This window comes from Mycobacterium sp. PTI7 (genome assembly GCF_056679845.1).
The window spans coordinates 2,535,332-2,553,127 of the sequence record NZ_CM155252.1; the positions used below are offsets into that span (position 1 = coordinate 2,535,332).

The following is a 17,796-nucleotide window of genomic DNA, read 5'->3' on the forward strand; positions in this document are numbered from 1 at the left end:
GGTGGAGCGATCCGCCGGTGCGGCACAATTCCTCTCAGAATGACCGACATCGACGGTTCGCCGGCCCCCTCCCGCAGATCTCACGTGGTGCGCCTGGCGCTGTTCGCGGCCTTCCTGGTCGGGCTGTTCTACCTCGTCGCGGTCACGCGCGTGATCGACGTGGACGACGTCCGCGCCGCCGTCGCCGCGACCGGGCCTGCCGCTCCGCTCACCTATGTCGTGCTGTCTGCGTGCCTCGGTGCGATCTTCGTTCCGGGCCCCATCCTCGCGGCGGGCAGCGGTGTGCTGTTCGGCCCGCTGCTGGGGACCTTCGTGACCCTGGGCTCGACGGTCGGCACCGCCACCATCACCAGCCTCATCGGCCGGCGGGCGGGCCGTGACAGCGCGCGGGGGCTGCTCGGCGCCGACCGCGCGGACCGCCTCGACGCGCATATCCAGCGGCGCGGCCTGTGGGCCGTGGTGGGGCAGCGGTTCGTGCCCGGCGTGTCCGACGCGCTGGCGTCCTACGCCTTCGGCGCGTTTGGAGTTCCGTTGTGGCAGATGGCCGTCGGGGCGTTCATCGGCTCGGCGCCGCGGGCGTTCGTGTACACCGCACTGGGGGCGTCGATCGGCGACCTGTCGGCGCCGCTGGCGTACACGGCCATCGCGGTGTGGTGCCTGACCGCCGTCATCGGAGCGTTCGCCGCGCACCGCGGGTGGCGGGCCTGGCGAGGACGGACGCGTCCCGGTCGATCACCCGACCCGGATGCGCAGGGCTAGCGGGCCGCCATGTGCAGCGCCGCGAGGTGACTGAACAGCAGCGACGCCCCGATCGGGTTGCCTCCGCCCGGGTAGGTCTCCCCCGACACCGCGGCCATGGTGTTGCCCGCGGCGTAGAGACCGGGGATCGGGTCGCCGGCGGCGTCGAGTACCCGGGCGTGCGCGTCGGTGCGCAGCCCGCCCTTGGTGCCGAGGTCGGAGACGCCGAAGGCCGCCGCGCGGTACGGCGGCACGTCGATGGGCGTCAGCGGCGGCGCGCCACCGGTGAACGCCAGGTCGAAGGGCTCGCCGCCGCGGCCGAAGTCCTCGTCCACACCGCGTGCGATGAGGTCGTTGAAGCGGCGCACCGCCTCGGCGAGCCTGTCCTCGGGGACGCCGATCACCTCCGCGAGTTCGGCGAGGGTGTCCGCCTCGCGCCACAGTCCGGCGGATCGGTACTCGTCGGTGGGCGCGAACGACACGTTGGTCGCCAGCACCGGTGGCTGCTCGCCCGCGCGGCTGTCGTAGACGAGCCAGAACGGCGACTCGACCCCGCCGTCCGCCATGGCCCGCAGGATCTCGCGGCCCAAGCGGTCGTAGGCGGCGGACTCGTTGACGAATCGTCGGCCGGAGCGGTCGACGAACATGCCGCCGGTGATGCCGAGGGCGAACGCGGCGCGACCGTCCGGGTGGATCAGGCCGGGCGACCACCACGCCTGGTCCATCAGATCGGTCGCGGCACCGACGGCCATCGCGGCCCGATGGGCCAGCCCGACGTTGGCCGGCGATCCCATGGTGTCGGCGGTGGCGCCGGGTACGCCGTACTCGGCGCGCATCGCCGCGTTCTGCTCGAATCCGCCCGCCGCCAACAGGACTCCGCGTCGGGCGCGGATCACCTGCCGCTCGCCCTGGTGGTCGACGACGGCGCCGATCACCCGCCCGTCGTCGACGATCAGTTCGACCAGTCGGGTGCCGAGGTGGGCGGCCACGCGTGGCTCGTCGGCCATGGCGGCGAGGAACCGTCCGACGAGCGCGCGTCCGCCGGTGAGCAGGTCCGGCCGGGGCGCCCCGAGGCGCTCGTGGTCGAGCGGTCCGCGGACCAGGCCCGCGAACCTGCCGAGCCGGTCGTCCGGGATCGCCCGCGAGACGATGTGCCGCATGCCGTCGGCACGGGCGCCGTCGACGGCTCCGTAGTAGTCCGGCCACGGCAGGATCTTGAACGCGAAGCGTTCGTCGGCCTCGAGGTACTCGACGAGGGCGGCGCCGCCACGGACGTAGGCCTCCTGCAGCGCGGCGGGGGTGCGGTCGCCGACGACGGCGCGGAAGTAGGCGAGGGCCGCCTCGAGGGTGTCGTCGCATCCGGCACGCTTCAGCACCGGGTTGCACGGGAACCACATGCCGCCGCCGCCGGAGTAGGCGGTCGTTCCGCCGAACCGGTCCGTCGCCTCGATGAGCGCGACCGAGAGTCCCTCTCGCGCAGCGGTGTAGGCGCCCGCCACGCCACCTCCGGAACCGACGACCAGGACGTCCACGGACTCGTCGAGAGCCTTCACGAGACGTGACCCTACGCGGGGAGGTCGGGTCCGACCGGTGATTCGCATACACCGATCGGCGCCGTTCGGCAAATGTCCACCCGGCCGTCAAATACGTCCGTCGGGCGGTACTGTCGGACGACTGCACTGACAGCTACGTCGGCAGCGCGTCCGACGGAGGTACCACGTGAGCGCGGACATGGCCGACGAGGACTACGTCGTCGGCATGGAGCGCCTCCTGCTCGCGGTTCAGCACCTGTCCCTCGCGCGCAGCCTCACCGACGTCCAGCGCATCGTCCGGACCGCGGCGCGCGAGCTGACCGGCTGTGACGGCGCGACGTTCGTCCTGCGCGAGGACGACATGTGCTACTACGCCGACGAGGATGCGATCGCTCCCCTGTTCAAGGGCAGCCGCTTCCCGATGGGCGTCTGCATCGGCGGGTGGGCGATGCGCAACCGGGACGCGGCGGTCATCGCCGACGTGTACGGCGACGACCGCATCCCCCACGCCGCCTATCGGCCCACCTTCATCAAGAGCCTCGTGATGGTGCCGATCCGCCGGCTCGATCCGATCGGCGCGATCGGGAACTACTGGGCCACCGAGCGCCAACCGTCCGACCGCGAGGTCTCGCTGCTGCAGGCCCTCGCCGACGCGACGTCGGTCGCGCTCGAGAACGTCTCGATCCATCAGCAGCTGGAACGGCGGGTGCGCGACCGGACCGAGGACCTCGAGCGGGCCAACGAGGAGATCCGGCGCGTGTCGGTGACCGACGACCTGACGGGCATCACCAATCGCCGCGGCTTCTACCTGATCGCCGAGACCGCCCTACACGCGGCGCGACGCGACGGACGCCACTGCGTGCTGGGTTTCATCGACCTCGACGGTCTCAAGAACGTCAACGACGAGATGGGCCACGGCGTCGGGGACGCCCTCATCGCCGACATGGCCGCGGTGCTGAAGGCCACGCTGCGAGCGTCCGACGTGCTCGCCCGCATGGGAGGCGACGAGTTCGGGATCCTCGTCACCGATACGGGCGCGACGCCTGCCCTACTGCGGGACCGCGTCCTCGAGGCGATGCGGGTCTTCAACGACGAGCAGACGCGCCCCTACCGCCTGTCCGCCTGCATCGGGATGATGCCGGTGCCGCCCTCGGAGGCGAGTTCGGTGGCCGACCTCCTCGCGCGGGCCGACGAGCTGATGTACCTGGAGAAGCGGGCCAGGCCGGTGCCGGAGGGATCGGTGCTCGCAGCCGCCGCCGAGCGAATCGGATTCGTGCCGAACTAGTTTCGCCTGGGACGATCCTCCGGATTCCCACAGCCGATCACGAGGTTCGCCGCCGACGACCCGTGGTCATGAACCCGTCACTTCTTCCGGCCTCGTTTTCACGAGTTGAGTCTCGATACTGACCCACCGGGGCCGAGATTCATTCACGGAAGAGAACCGAATGCCGAACGCAACAGTCGGACCCGTGACGACGCAGACGTCGTCGCGAGCCGGCGACCGGTCCGACAATCTGCTCGACTTCGTCGACCAGGCGCTGTACCTGGGTCTCCGCGCGACCGGACAGTCGGCGGTGACGCAGATCGTGTGGGTGTACGAGCACGGCATTGACATGGCGGGCGTCCGGCGGTTCCACCACGACATGGGCTACGGCATGGCGGCCCGGCTGATCGAACCGTCGATCCTGCCGTTCGGGCGGCATCGCTGGGTGCGGTCGACGGGACCTGCCGCACCGTTGCGCATCGCCCCGGAGCCGCGGCCTCGCGCCGAACTCAGTGACTGGATCGACGAGAGTGCCCAGCAGCCAATCGATCCCGAGTTCGGTCCGTCCTGGCACATGAGTGTTTTGCCCATGACCGACGGGTCGACCGCGGTCAGCCTGGTCGGATCGCACTGCGTCGCCGACGGTGGCGGCGCGCTGTTGACCGTGTACGAAGCCGTCCTCGGCCACCGTCGCGAGTTCGGCTACCCGGCACCACGGTCCCGGACGTGGCAGCAGGCCGTCGCCGCCGACGTCCGTCAAAGTGCCCGCGACGTACCGGAACTCGGACGCACCATCGTCGCGGCGGCCCGGTTCCTCCGCGCCAAGCGCGCGGCCCCGGCCTCGAGCGCCGTCACGGCTCCCGCCACCACGACCGTCGATCCCGACGCCGCCGTGGTGGCCCCGGCGGTCGCGGTGATGATCCCCACGGATTCCTGGGACGAACGGGCGGCCGCCCTCGGCGGGAACGGCCACGCGCTGCTCGCCGCGCTCTGCGCCCGGCTCGCCGTGCGTCAGGGCCGTCGACTGGACGACGACGGGACGGTCGGCCTGATCGTGCCGATCAACGACCGCACCCTGGAGGACACCCGCGCCAACGCCGTGACACTCGCCTACGTCCGGGTCGACCCGACGCACGTCGCGACCGACCTGACCGGCACCAGGACCGCGATCCGCGAGGCGCTCGCGGTGATGCGCGAGAAGCCCGACGAGGCGCTCGCGCTGCTGCCGTTGACGCCGTTCGTCCCGAAGGCCGCCGTCCGCGGCGCCGCGGATCTGGCGTTCGGCTTCACCGCCGAGCCGGTGTCGTGCTCCAACGTCGGTGACCTGCCCGTGGACGTGGCCCGACTCGATGGGACGGTCGCCGACCAGGTGATCGTGCGGGGTGTCGACCAGCACGTCACCCGACGGGTGCTCGAGGAGCGCCACGGACTGCTCACGGTGGTGTGCGGCCGGCTCGACGGCAAGGTGACGATGACCGTCGTCGGCTACCAGCCCGGAATCGTCAACACGAAGGACTGCCTGCGCGAGCGAGTGGCGGCGGCTCTCGGCGACCTGCGACTGACCGGCGTCATCGTTTGACGGTGGGGCGGGCGGGGCTCGAACCCGCGACCAAGGGATTATGAGTCCCCGGCTCTAACCAACTGAGCTACCGCCCCCAGTGCGCGATGCGCGCGGTAGCAATGGTCGCACGAACGTCCTAGGCCGAGTTCAGTGCGGTGCCAGCGCCAGCACCCGGTGGTACACCTTTCGGGCCAGTGCGCTGCGGCGGGCGATGTGGGCGGGCGTCCGGGGCACCGGGATGACGATGACCACGTCGTGGCCCGCGAAGGTGCGGTGCGGGAACGCCGCGGTCAGGTACCGGTCGGCGAAGTGGTCGGCGAGCGCCTCGGCGTAGGCGGGGGCGTGGTCGCGGTGTGCGAACAGCGTCTTGTTGAAGCCGATGCCGAACGGTACGACGTCGGTGTCCGCGAGGTAGTTCAGGGTGCCCACGCACACGTCCGGCCACTGCTCGTTGAAGACGTCGTCGGCCACGATGATCCCGCCGTCGCACAGGCACTCGGCAGCCAGTCGCATGTCGGACTCGACGATGCCGGCGGTGTGGCCGCCGTCGACGCTGAACATCCGCGCATTGGACATCTCCGCGATGTCACCGGACTTGAGCTGGGTGGAGTCGCCCTGGTGGATGACGACGGGCCGCGTGGACCACTTCGCCAGGTGCTGCTCGAACTTGCCGCGGTCACCCAGACCGGACTGGTCGACGTTCAGTTCCTGCTCGTCGAACAGGTCGATGGCCACCGACGGCTCGCCCGAGCGCTGCAGCAGGTGCATGCCGATGAACAGCCGTCCGTGATGGACCCCGATCTCGACGGCCGAGCCGCTGACCCCCCGCGCACGCTGGGCCGCATCGAGGACCTCGAGTACCTCGAACACCTGCGACTCGGTGTAACCGCCGACGCGGCGGTGACCGTAGTGGCGATACCGGCTGTAGCTCATGTGCCCTCGCTTCGACTAGTCCGACGCGACGTCATCAGCAAATATTGACGTTACGCCGACAAACTACACGCCCAGTCGCCGTTCACAAGAGCTAATCCAGAATCCGAACAAGATCACCGAATCCGGCGTCCCGCCAGCAGATTTGATCTTGGCACCGCCATCGAAAGGCGAATGTCGGTACAACGGCGACGTCTAAGCGAGTTGCTGAGCAACGCGCACGCCGGCGATCATTGCGCCTGGCTCACCGACGACATGTGGAAGTCGGGGATCCGCAGCGACGGCATCGCCGCCCGGGTCGCCCAGTCACCCCACTCCCGGGGCAGCGTCACCTCGCTGACCCCGGCCTGCGAGGCACGCCGCAGCAGATCCAACGGACTCTCGTTGAACCGGAAGTTGTTGACCGCGCCCGTCACCGCGCCGTCCTCGATCAGGTACACGCCGTCCCGGGTGAGGCCGGTCAGCAGCAGCACCGTCGGATCGACCTCGCGGATGTACCAGAGCGTGGTCAGCAACAGTCCGCGTTCGGTCTGCGCCACCATGTCGGCCAGAGTTGCGGTGCCACCGGTCATCACCAGGTTGTCGGCCGCCACGGTCACCGGCACGTCGAACTCCGCTGCCGCCGCGCGCGGGTACGCGAGGGCGTTCACCGCGCCGTCGCGGATCCAGTCCACCCTGCCGACGTCCATGCCGTTGTCGAACACCGAGGCACGCTCCGACGAACTCGTCGCCATCACGAACGGCGCACACTCGAGGCCCCGTGCCCCGGGGTCGGAATAGAGGTTGAGCCCCAGGTCGGTGAGCCGCTCCCCCACCCGCGTCCCGCCCGGAGCCGACAGCGCGGTCCTGCCCTCCTGGGCGCCGCGGCCGTCCATGCTCCAGCTCAGGTAGATCATCATGTCCGCCACCGTCGACGGCGGCATCAGCGTCTCGTAGCGGCCGGCAGGCAGGTCCACCGGACGGCGGGCCCAGTCGAGCCGCGTCGACAGGTCCGCGAGCATCGAATCGGTGGGCACGCCCATGAAGTCGGGGCTGCTCACCCCCGCCCACGCGCTCGCGCCGTCGCGCTTGGCGTTGATCTCCACGGTGCCCGTCGGCTGCGTGTACCGGCGGCGGAGACCGCCGGACGTCGCGACGAACGTGGTCTCGAGTTCGTGGCGGGCGAAGCCGTACAGCGTGTCGCCGCCCCGGAAGCCACGCGTCAATCCCGTTGCCACGCCGCCGAAGACGTCCGCGCCGGTGACCGGCACGGGGTCGTCCCAGTCCCCGGGAACCCCCGTCGCGGCCAGCGGTGGTGCGGCGTCGCGGGCCGCGGGCGCGGTCGCCGCGGCCTGCTGCGAGGCGGCCACCAGCGCGGTGACCGCAGCGGCGGACACCTCACTGGACCGCACCGATCCGACGAACGCCTCGTCGCCGCTGCGGCGGATCGACACGACGGTCGTGTCGCGGCCCAGCGAGTCGCCGTTGGTGGTCATCGAGTTGCCCGCCCAGCGCAGAGCCGTCGACGAGCGCTCGGTGACCAGCACGATGGTCTCGTCGGCGTCGCCCAGCCTGGCCGCCTCGGTCAGGACGAGGTCGACGACCTCGGGTGCGCTCATCACGATCGACCCGACTCCTCGCGCGTGTTCAACACGTTGATCCCCCGGAACAGCGCCGACGGGCAGCCGTGGCTCACGGCCGCGACCTGGCCGGGCTGCGCCTTGCCGCAGTTGAAGGCACCGCCGAGGCGCCACGTCGACGGTCCGCCGACGGCCTCCATCGCACCCCAGAAGTCGGTCGTGACGGCCTGGTAGGCGACGTCGCGCAGCTGTCCGTCGAGCCGGCCGTCGCGGATCTTGAAGAACCGCTGTCCGGTGAACTGAAAGTTGTAGCGCTGCATGTCGATCGACCACGACTTGTCGCCGACGACGTAGATGCCGTCGGCCACCCGGGAGATCAGGTCGGCGGTCGTCACGTCCTCGGCGGCCGGCCGGAGCGACACGTTGGCCATCCGCTGGATCGGCACGTGGTGCGGCGAGTCGGCGTACGAGCAGCCGTTGGACCGGGCCTCGCCGAGCCTCGGCGCGAAGACGCGGTCGAGTTGGTAGCCGACGAAGACGCCGTCGCGCACCAGGTCCCAGCTCTGCGCGCGCACCCCCTCGTCGTCGTATCCGATGCTCGCCAGGCCGAAGTCGACGGTGCGGTCGGCGGTCACGTTCATCACCGGCGACCCGTAACGCATGGTGCCGAGCTTGTCCGGGGTGGCGAACGACGTACCGGCGTAGGCCGCCTCGTAACCGATCGCCCGGTCGTACTCGGTGGCGTGCCCGATGGATTCGTGAATGGTCAGCCACAGGTTCGACGGATCGATCACCAGATCCGTGGGTCCGGCGACGACGCCGGGCGCCTTGATCTTCTCGGCGAGCAGTGCGGGCAGCTCGGCCAGCTCGCCCGTCCAGTCCCACACGTCGTCACCGACGACGGCCTCCCAGCCGCGCGCCGTCGGAGGGGCCAGCGACCGCATCGACTCGAAGGTGCCCGCCGCGGAGTCCACGGCCACCGCCTCGACGCTCGGCTGCACGCGCACGCGCTGCTGGGTGATCGACGATCCGAACGTGTCGGCGTAGAAGACCTGCTCCTTGGCCGCGTAGAGGCTCGCCGACACGTGGTCGACGCCGTCGGCGGCCAGCAGGCGGCCCGAGTACTCGTCGAGCACCCCGATCTTGTCCGCTGCCGGGACCTCGAACGGGTCGATCCGGTAGTCGGAGACCCACGTCGCGTCGGCGTACACCGGTTCGGCGGCCAGTTCGATGCGCTCGGCGTTCAGCGGCGCCAGCGTCCTGGCGACGCGGACCGCACGTCGGGCGGTGTCGGCCGCCACCCCGGCGTCGAGTTCCGCATGCGAGGCGAATCCCCAGGTGCCGTCGACGATGACGCGGACCGCCAACCCGATCTCGCGGGTCAGAACGGAGGTCTCCAACTCGCCGTCGCGCAACTGCACGATCTCGGTCGTGATGCGGTGGATGCGCAGGTCCGCATGGCTGGCGCCGGCGGCGACGGCGGCGCTCAGCGCGGCGTCGGCCAGTTCCATACGGGGCAGTGCGAGGAAGTCGGCATCGACACGGCGGTCCGCTGTCACGCCTCCACCGTAGTGGCACGGCGGCGGGAAGGGCTTTAATGGCCCGGTGAGACGCAGGCGGCTGATGGCGAACGCAGGGGCGTACGCCCTGCTCGCGCCGAGCCTGTTCGGGGTGGTGACGTTCCTGCTGCTGCCGATGCTGGTCGTGGCGTGGCTGAGCGTGCACCGCTGGGATCTGCTCGGCCCCATCACCTTTGTCGGACTGGACAATTGGCGGTCGGTGCTGACCGACTCGACGTTCGGCGTCTCGCTGCTCGTCACGGTGGGCTTCATCGCGCTGGTGATACCGGTGCAGACCGCCCTGGGGCTGTTCGCCGCATCGATGCTCGCCCACGGCCTGCCGGGCACCGGGTTCTTCCGCACCCTCTACGTGCTGCCGTGGATCTGCTCGCCGCTGGCGATCGCCGTGCTGTGGCGGTGGATCCTCGCACCCACCGACGGCGCGGTCGGCACGGTGCTCGGGACGCGGATCGAGTGGTTGACCGATCCGGTGCTGGCGCTGCCCGTGGTGGCGGCGGTGACGGTGTGGACCAACGTCGGCTACGTGACGCTGTTCTTCTTGGCCGGCATCCTCAACATCCCCGGCGACGTGCAGAACGCCGCCCGCACCGACGGCGCCACGTCGTGGCAGCGGTTCCGGTGGATCACCTGGCCCATGCTGCGTCCCACCCTGTTCTTCGTGCTGGTCACGGGAATCATCAGCGCCGCACAGGTATTCGACACCGTGTACGCGCTCACCGGAGGCGGTCCCCGCAACCGCACCGATCTCGTCGCCCACCGCATCTACGCCGAGGCGTTCGAGGCGGCGTCGATCGGACGGGCCGCGGTGATGGCGGTCGTGCTGTTCGTCCTGCTCGTCGGCGTCACCCTCGTGCAGCAGCGGTACTTCCGCGGGCGGATCACGCATGACCTGGTCTAGGACGCGGCTGCGCCGGGCAGCCTCGGGCGTCGCCGTCTACCCGGTGTTGGTGATCGGGGCGATCGTCACGCTGGTGCCCTTCGGGCTCGGACTGCTCGTGTCGGTCACCCCCGCCGGCCAGTTCGCGACCGGCTCGCCGCTGCGGCTGCCGAGTCCGCCGACGCTCGCCAACTACGCCGACCTCGCCGACCACGGCTTCGGCCGCGCCATCGTGGTGACGGCGTTGACCACGGCGGTGATCCTGGTGGGTCAGCTGACGTTCTCGGTCCTCGCCGCGTACGCGTTCGCGCGCCTCGAGTTCCCCGGTCGCGATGCGCTGTTCTGGGTGTACGTGGCCACGCTGATGGTGCCTGCGACCGTGACCGTGGTGCCGCTGTACCTGATGATGGCCGAGGCAGGTCTGCGCAACACCTTCTGGGCGCTGGTGCTGCCCTTCATGTTCGGTTCGCCGTACGCGATCTTCCTGCTGCGCGAGTACTTCCGCACCATCCCGGTCGACCTGATCCGGGCCGCGCGGGTGGACGGTGCCAACACCCTGGACGTCATCCTGCACGTCGTGCTGCCGGCGAGTAGGCCCATCCTGGTGACGCTGGCGCTCATCACCGTCGTCTCGCAGTGGAACAACTTCATGTGGCCGTTGGTGATCACCAGCGGCGACACCTGGCGGGTGCTGACGGTCGCGACCGCCGGTCTGCAGTCCCGCTTCGACGCGCAGTGGACGCTGGTCATGGCGGCCACCACCGTCGCGATCGTGCCGCTGATCGTCCTGTTCGTGGCGCTGGGCCGCCACATCACCAGGTCGATCGTCGTGACGGGACTCAAGTGAGTCTGCCCCGGGTGCGCTGGTACGCACGGCTGCGGCCGAGGACGTCGACCGTGTTCGTGGCGGGCGTGGCGCTGCTGCTCGCGGTGCTGATGAGTGCGTCGCTGCTGCTGGCCGATTCGACCGGCTCGGGCGGCCGGACGGTCGTGACCGTCAGGCTGTGGGACGAGAAGGTGGCCGCCGCCTACCGGACGTCGTTCGAGGAGTTCGGCCGCGAGCACCCCGACATCGAGGTGCGCGTCGACGTGGTCGCCTACTCGTCGTACTTCGACACGCTCCGCACCGACGTCGCGGGCGGCGGCGCGGACGATCTGTTCTGGCTGTCGAACGCCTACTTCGCGGGTTACGCCGACAACGGCAGGCTGCTCGACGTCGGTCGCACCCTCGGCCCGGGCGCGGCGCGGGCGTGGGACCAGTCGGTGGTCCGCCAGTTCACGCGGAACGGCACGCTGTGGGGCGTACCGCAGCTCACCGACGCGGGGATCGCGGTGTACTTCAACGCCGACCTGCTCGACGAGGCGGGCGTCAACCTGGTCGAGATGCTCGGGCTGCGCTGGTCACCCCGCGGCGGCGACACCCTGCTGCCCCTGCTGCGGCGGCTCACCGTGGACGCCGACGGCAACCGCGCCGGCACGGCGGCCTTCGATCCCGACCGCGTGCGGCAGTGGGGCTACAACGCCGCCAACGACCTGCAGGGCATCTACCTGAACTACATCGGCTCCGCGGGTGGCGCGTTCTCCGACGGGGACCGGTTCACGTTCGACAACGCCGCGGCGACACAGGCCTTCACCTACCTCGTCGGCCTGATCAACGCCGAGCACGTCGCCCCGCCCGCATCCGACACCAACGACAACGGCGACTTCTCCCGCAACCAGTTCCTGGCGGGCCGGATGGGCCTGTTCCAGTCCGGCACCTACAACCTCGCGGCGATCGCCGACGGTGCGACGTTCCGGTGGGGCGTGGCGATGCTGCCGAGCGGGCCGTCGGGGCGGGTGAGCGTCACCAACGGGATTGCGGTTGCGGCGAACTCGGCGACGAAGCACCCCGGTGCGGTGCGGGAGGTGCTGGCGTGGCTGGGCAGCGCGCGCGGCAACCAGTACGTGGGTGCCGGGGGTGCCGCCATCCCGGCGGTGATCGCCGCCCAGCCGGTGTACTTCCGCTACTGGGCGAGCCGCGGCGTCGACGTGACGCCCTTCTTCCGCGTCCTCGACGGCCCACGCATCCCGGCACCCGGTGGCGCCGGATTCGCCGCCGGGTTCCAGGCGCTCAAGCCGTACTTCGACGAGATGTTCCTCGGCCGGCGCGCCGTGGCGGGCAGCCTGGCGGACGCGCAGGCGGCAGCCAACGCCGCGAGCCGGCGCTAGGTCTTGCTGGTCGCGAGCGGCGTCAGCAGTTCCACGTACAGCGACACCAGGCAGAGCGCGAGGACGACGGACATCGCGACGGTGTCGCGCAGCTTGGGGCCGGCGGGCAGTGCCGAGATCTGGCCGGTGCCACCGCGTGCGGTGATCGCGTCGCCCATCTCGTCGGCGCGGCGCAGGGAGACGGTGATGGCCGCCGCCAGCAGGTCGACCACCTCCACGCCCCACCGGCGGGCGCGGCCGCCCTCGACCTGCTCGCGCGGTCGGAGCCGACGTGCCGCGAACAGCACGCGGAACTCGTCGATCAGCATGGGGAAGGCGCGCAGGGCGAGCGCGATGGCCACCGCCCAGTCGTCGATCGGCACGCGCAGCGCCTTCAGCGGTCGCCCGAGCTTCGCGACGGCGGGCGCTATCTCGGCGACGTTGGTGGTCCACGACACCAGCGCGCCCAGGCCGAGCAGCACGATCGACAGCACCGTGAGGCGCAGGAAGTTCAGCAGGCCGCCGAGGCCGACTGTCAGCGAGCCGATCGTCACCTCCGGTGTGCCGCCGGCGAACGTGGCGGTCACACCGCCGAGCAGGATCAGGACCCACAGGAAGGTGGGCACCGACGGCAGCGTGCCGCGCGGAATGTGCGCGAGCCACGCGGTGCCGACGACGAGCAGCGCCACCAGGCCGATCGGGATCCAGCCCGGGTAGAACGTCAGCAGGACGCCGATGCCGGCTACCACCAGCAGCTTGGTGCCGGCCCACATGTCGTGGATCACCGAGCGGCCGGGCACCGGCCGCAACAGCACGACGGGCCGGCGCTGCTTGTTCGCGCGCGGGCTCACGTCATGTTTCCCGTCGTCGTGGGGGCCTGCGCGAGTGCGCCGCCGGCCAGGTGCAGCGTGCGCGGGCAGAGCGTCTCGAGGCCGGAGAAGTCGTGCGAGATGACCACCACGGTCAGGCCAGTGGTGCGGCGCAGGTCCTCGAGCACCGACAGCAGGCCGCGCTGGCTCTCGGCGTCGAGCCCGGCGAGCGGCTCGTCGAGGATGATCGCGCGCGGCGAGCGGGCGAGCAGTCCGGCGAGGACCACGCGACGCATCTGGCCGCCGCTGAGCTGGTCGATGCGGCGCAGGCCCAGCGAGCGGTCGAGTCCGACCATGGCCAGGGCCCGTTCCACCTTGCGGTGGTCGTGATAGTCGAAGCCTGCGCTGGAGGCGATCTCGAGGTCGACGCGGCCGCGCATGAGTTGCAGACGGGCGGCCTGGAAGGAGATCGCGACCGCACCCACCTGATCCGAGACCGGCTTGCCGTCGAGCAGGCACTCACCCGTCGTCGGAACCTGCAGACCGGCGAGGATCCATGCGAGCGTCGACTTGCCCGAGCCGTTGAGGCCGTGGATCAGCAGACCGTCGCCCTCGTTGACCACGAAGTCGATGTCGCGCAACGCCGTCGACGCCCACGGCGTGCCGCTGCCGTACTCGTGGCCCACCCCGCGCACCTCCAGCAGCGGCGTGCCCGACGGGTGCGCGGCGGCGCTGGCGTCGGGAACCGGTGCGGTGGGCACCATCTCGAGGTTGTCCGCCGAGCTGCCGGTGAGCTTGATGGTCCGGTCGGCCGAGTCGGCCTCGTCGTTGTAGTGCGTGATGTGGACCAGTGCCATCCGGTGGCGGTCGGTCAGGCCGGCGAGGACGCCGATCAGCGCGTCACGGCCCTGCTGGTCGACCATGCTGGTGACCTCGTCGGCGATCAGCAGGCCGGGGTCGCGCGCCAGTGCGGCGGCGACGGCGAGGCGCTGCAGTTCGCCACCCGACAGCCCGCCGGTGTCGCGTTCGCCCAGTCCGTCGAGACCCACCTCGGACAGGAGCCGCTCGACGTCGACCCGGGTGCCCGCGGGCAGACCCCATACGACGTCGTCGGAGACCCGGGTGCCCAGCACCTGGCTCTCGGGGTGCTGCATGACGACGGCGGTGCCGCCGACCCGGCCGAGGCCGACGCCACCGGGACGTTCGACGCTGCCCGCGGTGGGCTCCCGGCCGGACAGCACGAGCATGAGCGTGGTCTTGCCGGAGCCGTTGGCTCCGGTGACGGCCACGTGCTCGCCGGGCACGACCTCCAGGGACACCGGCCCGAGCGCGTCGTGGTCGGTGCCGGGGTAGCGGAAGCGCACGTCGCGCAGGCGGACCGGCAGCGGTCCGGGCGCGGGCTCGCCGGGCAGGCTGTCGAGCTTGTGCACGTCCGGGACGCCGAACAGCCGGCCCAGCACGCGCGACAGGGCCCACCACCCGACCATGCTGACGAACAGGATGCTCCAGATGCCCGACACCAGGATCAGCAGCGGCCAGTAGCCGAGCAGCGTCTCGAGACCGTCGCGCATCTGCTGGGCCAGCGGTTCGAAGCCGGGGATGCGCTCGAGCACCCGCGCCGTGCCCGTCACGTTGGCGGTGATGCTGTCGAAGATGAGGTTGCGCAGCCGCGACAGCAGCGCGAGCGCTCCGACCGCTGCGATGCCGAAGGCGGCGCCGGCGACGATGGCGGCCACGAACACCGTGGGCGTGCCACGCCCGCGTCGTTTGACGATGCCGGTGAGCCCGCCGATGTAGGCGCAGTTGACCACCGTCATGAATCCGCCCATGCCGGCGATGAGGAACGCGATGACGGCGCCCGCGACGGTGGCGGTCACCAGCACCCGCAGGCGGTAGCGATAGGCGAGCAGGCCCATCGGGACGGTGCCGAGCATGGACAGTCCGGCGGCGAACGGGACGACCACGGCGATGATCGCCGTCGCGGCGCACAGTGCGGCCATCACCGCCGCATGGGCCAGTTCGGCCGGTTGGACGGCACCGGTGCGCCGAAGGTCGCTCGCACCGGTCACAGCCATTTCTCAATACTGCCAGCCGCCGACCGAGAACTTCTCCGGCGGTATGTGACCATGGACACGCGCGCCGAGCACTTCGCATAGTCAACCTATGTAAGATGTCGGCATGGCCCCCTCCACCTCGGCCCACACCACGCTGTCGTCGGACCTGCTCTCCGTCGTCGCCAGGATCAACCGCCTGGCCAATCAGCGGGTCCGACTCGCGCTCCCCTTCGCCCAGGCGAGGCTGCTGGCGGTGATCGAGGACCAGGGCGCCGCCCGGATCTCCGACCTGGCCGCCCTGGACCACTGCTCGCAACCGACCATGACGACGCAGGTCCGACGCCTGGAGGACGCCGGCCTGGTGTCGCGGACGGCCGATCCCGCCGATGCACGCGCCGTGCTCATCAGCATCACGCCCGAGGGCGTCGAAGCGCTCGCGACGGTCCGGTCCGACCGCGGCGCGGTGATCGACCCCTATCTTGCGCGGCTCGACGACGCCGACCGTCGCACGCTCGTCGACGCCGTGCGGGTGATGCGCGCGCTGCTCGAGGACGCCCAGCACCGCTGACCCCAGTTGTCCGTCTGGCTCCGCCCCCGTACGCCGCTATGCATAGTTACCCTATACAATGAATCCAGTCTGCTTCCCGATCGAATGAGGAGGATCCGCCCGATGTGGCGTCAACCCAAAGCCGTGTGGGCCGTCGCGTTCGCTTCCGTCGTCGCCTTCATGGGCATCGGTCTCGTCGACCCGATCCTGAAGCCGATCGCCGACAACCTCGACGCCTCGCCGTCCCAGGTGTCGCTGCTGTTCACCAGCTACATGGCCGTGATGGGCGTCGCCATGCTCGTCACCGGCGTCGTGTCGAGCCGGATCGGACCCAAGCGCACCCTGCTCATCGGACTGGTGATCATCATCGCCGGCGCCGGGTTGGCCGGGATGTCGGGATCCGTCATGGAGATCGTCGGCTGGCGCGCCCTCTGGGGGCTGGGCAACGCGCTGTTCATCGCCACCGCGCTCGCCACCATCGTGAATTCGGCCAAGGGGTCGGTGGCCCAGGCGATCATCCTCTACGAGGCCGCCCTCGGCCTGGGCATCGCCGTCGGTCCGCTCGTGGGCGGCGTGCTGGGGTCGATCTCCTGGCGCGGGCCGTTCTTCGGCGTCTCGGTGCTGATGGCCGTCGCACTCGTCATCACCGCGTTCCTGCTGCCCGAGACCCCGCGCCCCGCCCGCGCCACCACGCTGGCCGACCCGTTCCGCGCGCTGCGGCACCGCGGCCTGTTCGGCGTGGGGCTGACCGCCCTGCTGTACAACTTCGGCTTCTTCACGCTGCTGGCGTTCACGCCGTTCCCCCTCGACATGAACGCCCACCAGATCGGGCTCATCTTCTTCGGGTGGGGCGTGGCACTGGCCTTCACGTCGGTGGTGGTCGCGCCGCGGCTGCAGCACCGGTTCGGCACCATCCGCGTGCTGATCGTCAACCTGCTCTTCTTCAGCCTGACGCTCGTGGTGATGGCGCTGGGCACCGATTCGAAGCCCGTCCTGGCGACCGGCGTGGTGATCGCCGGGCTGTTCATCGGCGTCAACAACACGTTGATCACGGAGACGGTGATGAAGGCCTCACCCGTGGAGCGCGGGACGGCGTCGGCGGCGTACAGCTTCATGCGGTTCAGCGGTGCGGCCGTCGCGCCATGGCTCGCCGGCGTCCTCGGCGAGCAGGTCAGCGTGCACCTGCCGTTCTGGGTGGGTGCGGGCGCGGTGCTGCTGGGCGCGGCCGTCCTGTTCGCCGCCCGTGGGCATCTGGCCGGCGTGGACGCCGAGGAGGATCCGGTCGACGAGCTGACCGACGAGGCGACCGCGGTGACCGTGGGCAGCGAGACCTAGCCCACCGCGGCGCCGATGAGGTGGCCGACGACGTACGTCGCGGCGATCGCGACGGCACCGAAGGTCAACTGGCGCAACGATCCTCGCAGGATCCCCTTGCGCGTGAAGCTCGCCGCCACACCGCCGGCGACGAGCAGTCCGACGCCACCGCACGCCAGACCCAGCCACAGCGAGCCGTAGCCGAGCAGGTACGGGATCAGCGGGACGATCGCCCCGATCGCGAACATCACGAACGACGAGCCCGCGGCCACCCACGGCGACGGCTTGTCGCTCGGATCGACGCCCAGCTCCTGCACCAGGTGGAAGTTGAGCGCCCGGCTCTCGTCGCGGTGGATCTCCTCGGTCGCCCGGGTCGCCGTCTCGGTCGTCATGCCCATCTCGACCAACGTGGCGACCAACTCTGCCCGTTCCTCCTGCGGGTAGCGCAGGAACGACCGGCGTTCGACGCGCACCTCCGAGTCGAGTTGCTCGTTCGCCGTCGTCACGGACGTGTACTCGCCGAGCCCCATCGAGAACGCCCCGGCGAGCAGGCCGGCCACGCCCGACAGCACCACGGTGTGCACGCTCGCACTCGCCGCGACGCCGGCGATGAGCGCGGTGTTGCTCACCAGGCCGTCCATCGCCCCGAACGTCGCCGCGCGCAGCCAGCCGCCCGACACGTCGGCGTGCCGGTGATCGATCTGGTGGGGCATGCCGCCGACCGTCGGCGGACCGTCCTGCTCAGTCATGGCCTTGATTCAACGCCCCGCGGAACCGACTGAATCGATGAGGTTCACCTGCGTTTGCCACATCACAGTTTCCCGGCGCGCCGGGAGGGCTAAAT

General features: G+C 70.6%; 15 protein-coding genes and 1 tRNA gene. 8 read left to right on the forward strand and 8 right to left on the reverse strand.

The features are described from left to right. Positions 1–39 precede the first annotated feature (39 nt). The gene (locus AC1MEY_RS12220) at positions 40–759 is read left to right on the forward strand and encodes a TVP38/TMEM64 family protein (RefSeq protein ID WP_480230879.1); all 720 of its coding nucleotides are present in this window, start codon (positions 40–42) and stop codon (positions 757–759) included. Here the strand turns inward: AC1MEY_RS12220 and AC1MEY_RS12225 are convergent. Continuing rightward, a complete protein-coding gene (locus AC1MEY_RS12225) occupies positions 756–2,291 on the reverse strand; it encodes an FAD-binding protein (RefSeq protein ID WP_480230880.1) in 1,536 nt (511 codons plus the stop codon). The two genes, AC1MEY_RS12220 and AC1MEY_RS12225, sit on opposite strands and share 4 nt — an antisense overlap. Positions 2,292–2,469: 178 nt before the next feature. Between AC1MEY_RS12225 and AC1MEY_RS12230 the strand changes: the two genes are divergently transcribed. Together AC1MEY_RS12230 and AC1MEY_RS12235 are read left to right on the forward strand one after the other, a co-directional pair. Further along, positions 2,470–3,555 (forward strand): GGDEF domain-containing protein, encoded by a 1,086-nt coding sequence (locus tag AC1MEY_RS12230; protein ID WP_480231443.1) that lies wholly within the window; start codon positions 2,470–2,472, stop codon positions 3,553–3,555. A gap of 184 nt (positions 3,556–3,739) precedes the next feature. Then, positions 3,740–5,113 carry a hypothetical protein gene (locus AC1MEY_RS12235; RefSeq protein WP_480230881.1) on the forward strand — a complete coding sequence of 458 codons (1,374 nt, stop codon included), beginning with the start codon at positions 3,740–3,742 and terminating at the stop codon, positions 5,111–5,113. 3 nt (positions 5,114–5,116) lie between these two features. Here the strand turns inward: AC1MEY_RS12235 and AC1MEY_RS12240 are convergent. From AC1MEY_RS12240 to AC1MEY_RS12255, 4 genes are all read right to left on the reverse strand, one after another. Further along, a tRNA-Ile gene (locus AC1MEY_RS12240) sits at positions 5,117–5,190 on the reverse strand. 52 nt (positions 5,191–5,242) lie between these two features. Beyond that, positions 5,243–6,028, reverse strand: coding sequence for a class I SAM-dependent methyltransferase (locus AC1MEY_RS12245; RefSeq protein WP_480230882.1), 786 nt, complete (start codon positions 6,026–6,028; stop codon positions 5,243–5,245). A 227-nt stretch (positions 6,029–6,255) separates the two neighbouring features. Beyond that, complete coding sequence (locus tag AC1MEY_RS12250; RefSeq protein ID WP_480230883.1) at positions 6,256–7,623, reverse strand: metallopeptidase TldD-related protein; 1,368 nt, start codon at positions 7,621–7,623, stop codon at positions 6,256–6,258. After that, entirely contained in the window at positions 7,623–9,095 is a 1,473-nt protein-coding gene (locus tag AC1MEY_RS12255) for a TldD/PmbA family protein (RefSeq protein ID WP_480231444.1), read from the reverse strand. The genes AC1MEY_RS12250 and AC1MEY_RS12255 overlap by 1 nt, the downstream gene beginning before the upstream one ends. 112 nt (positions 9,096–9,207) lie before the next feature. Between AC1MEY_RS12255 and AC1MEY_RS12260 the strand changes: the two genes are divergently transcribed. From AC1MEY_RS12260 to AC1MEY_RS12270, 3 genes are all read left to right on the forward strand, one after another. After that, positions 9,208–10,062 carry a carbohydrate ABC transporter permease gene (locus AC1MEY_RS12260; protein WP_480231445.1) on the forward strand — a complete coding sequence of 285 codons (855 nt, stop codon included), beginning with the start codon at positions 9,208–9,210 and terminating at the stop codon, positions 10,060–10,062. After that, a complete protein-coding gene (locus AC1MEY_RS12265) occupies positions 10,049–10,888 on the forward strand; it encodes a carbohydrate ABC transporter permease (protein ID WP_480230884.1) in 840 nt (279 codons plus the stop codon). The genes AC1MEY_RS12260 and AC1MEY_RS12265 overlap by 14 nt, the downstream gene beginning before the upstream one ends. Positions 10,889–10,977: 89 nt before the next feature. After that, complete coding sequence (locus AC1MEY_RS12270; protein ID WP_480231446.1) at positions 10,978–12,249, forward strand: extracellular solute-binding protein; 1,272 nt, start codon at positions 10,978–10,980, stop codon at positions 12,247–12,249. Here the strand turns inward: AC1MEY_RS12270 and AC1MEY_RS12275 are convergent. Continuing rightward, the gene (locus AC1MEY_RS12275) at positions 12,246–13,079 is read right to left on the reverse strand and encodes an energy-coupling factor transporter transmembrane component T family protein (RefSeq protein ID WP_480230885.1); all 834 of its coding nucleotides are present in this window, start codon (positions 13,077–13,079) and stop codon (positions 12,246–12,248) included. The two genes, AC1MEY_RS12270 and AC1MEY_RS12275, sit on opposite strands and share 4 nt — an antisense overlap. Further along, a complete protein-coding gene (locus AC1MEY_RS12280) occupies positions 13,076–15,112 on the reverse strand; it encodes an ABC transporter ATP-binding protein (protein WP_480230886.1) in 2,037 nt (678 codons plus the stop codon). The genes AC1MEY_RS12275 and AC1MEY_RS12280 overlap by 4 nt, the downstream gene beginning before the upstream one ends. A gap of 103 nt (positions 15,113–15,215) precedes the next feature. Between AC1MEY_RS12280 and AC1MEY_RS12285 the strand changes: the two genes are divergently transcribed. Both AC1MEY_RS12285 and AC1MEY_RS12290 read left to right on the forward strand, forming a co-directional pair. Next, positions 15,216–15,659 (forward strand): MarR family winged helix-turn-helix transcriptional regulator, encoded by a 444-nt coding sequence (locus AC1MEY_RS12285; protein WP_480230887.1) that lies wholly within the window; start codon positions 15,216–15,218, stop codon positions 15,657–15,659. A gap of 102 nt (positions 15,660–15,761) precedes the next feature. Continuing rightward, positions 15,762–16,973 carry an MFS transporter gene (locus tag AC1MEY_RS12290; protein ID WP_480230888.1) on the forward strand — a complete coding sequence of 404 codons (1,212 nt, stop codon included), beginning with the start codon at positions 15,762–15,764 and terminating at the stop codon, positions 16,971–16,973. Here AC1MEY_RS12290 and AC1MEY_RS12295 read toward each other — a convergent pair. Then, entirely contained in the window at positions 16,970–17,701 is a 732-nt protein-coding gene (locus AC1MEY_RS12295) for a VIT1/CCC1 transporter family protein (RefSeq protein ID WP_480230889.1), read from the reverse strand. The two genes, AC1MEY_RS12290 and AC1MEY_RS12295, sit on opposite strands and share 4 nt — an antisense overlap. Positions 17,702–17,796: the final 95 nt, after the last annotated feature.

Excerpts from the sequence above, each read along its gene's own strand:
- AC1MEY_RS12220 (WP_480230879.1), top strand. The coding sequence starts at position 40 with ATGACCGACATCGACGGTTCGCCGGCCCCCTCCCGCAGATCTCACGTG.
- AC1MEY_RS12255 (WP_480231444.1), bottom strand. The coding sequence starts at position 9,095 with ATGGAACTGGCCGACGCCGCGCTGAGCGCCGCCGTCGCCGCCGGCGCC.
- AC1MEY_RS12290 (WP_480230888.1), top strand. The coding sequence starts at position 15,762 with ATGTGGCGTCAACCCAAAGCCGTGTGGGCCGTCGCGTTCGCTTCCGTC.
- AC1MEY_RS12250 (WP_480230883.1), bottom strand. The coding sequence starts at position 7,623 with ATGAGCGCACCCGAGGTCGTCGACCTCGTCCTGACCGAGGCGGCCAGG.
- AC1MEY_RS12295 (WP_480230889.1), bottom strand. The coding sequence starts at position 17,701 with ATGACTGAGCAGGACGGTCCGCCGACGGTCGGCGGCATGCCCCACCAG.
- AC1MEY_RS12245 (WP_480230882.1), bottom strand. The coding sequence starts at position 6,028 with ATGAGCTACAGCCGGTATCGCCACTACGGTCACCGCCGCGTCGGCGGT.
- AC1MEY_RS12230 (WP_480231443.1), top strand. The coding sequence starts at position 2,470 with ATGGCCGACGAGGACTACGTCGTCGGCATGGAGCGCCTCCTGCTCGCG.
- AC1MEY_RS12265 (WP_480230884.1), top strand. The coding sequence starts at position 10,049 with ATGACCTGGTCTAGGACGCGGCTGCGCCGGGCAGCCTCGGGCGTCGCC.
- AC1MEY_RS12285 (WP_480230887.1), top strand. The coding sequence starts at position 15,216 with ATGGCCCCCTCCACCTCGGCCCACACCACGCTGTCGTCGGACCTGCTC.
- AC1MEY_RS12270 (WP_480231446.1), top strand. The coding sequence starts at position 10,978 with ATGAGTGCGTCGCTGCTGCTGGCCGATTCGACCGGCTCGGGCGGCCGG.
- AC1MEY_RS12260 (WP_480231445.1), top strand. The coding sequence starts at position 9,208 with ATGGCGAACGCAGGGGCGTACGCCCTGCTCGCGCCGAGCCTGTTCGGG.
- AC1MEY_RS12280 (WP_480230886.1), bottom strand. The coding sequence starts at position 15,112 with ATGGCTGTGACCGGTGCGAGCGACCTTCGGCGCACCGGTGCCGTCCAA.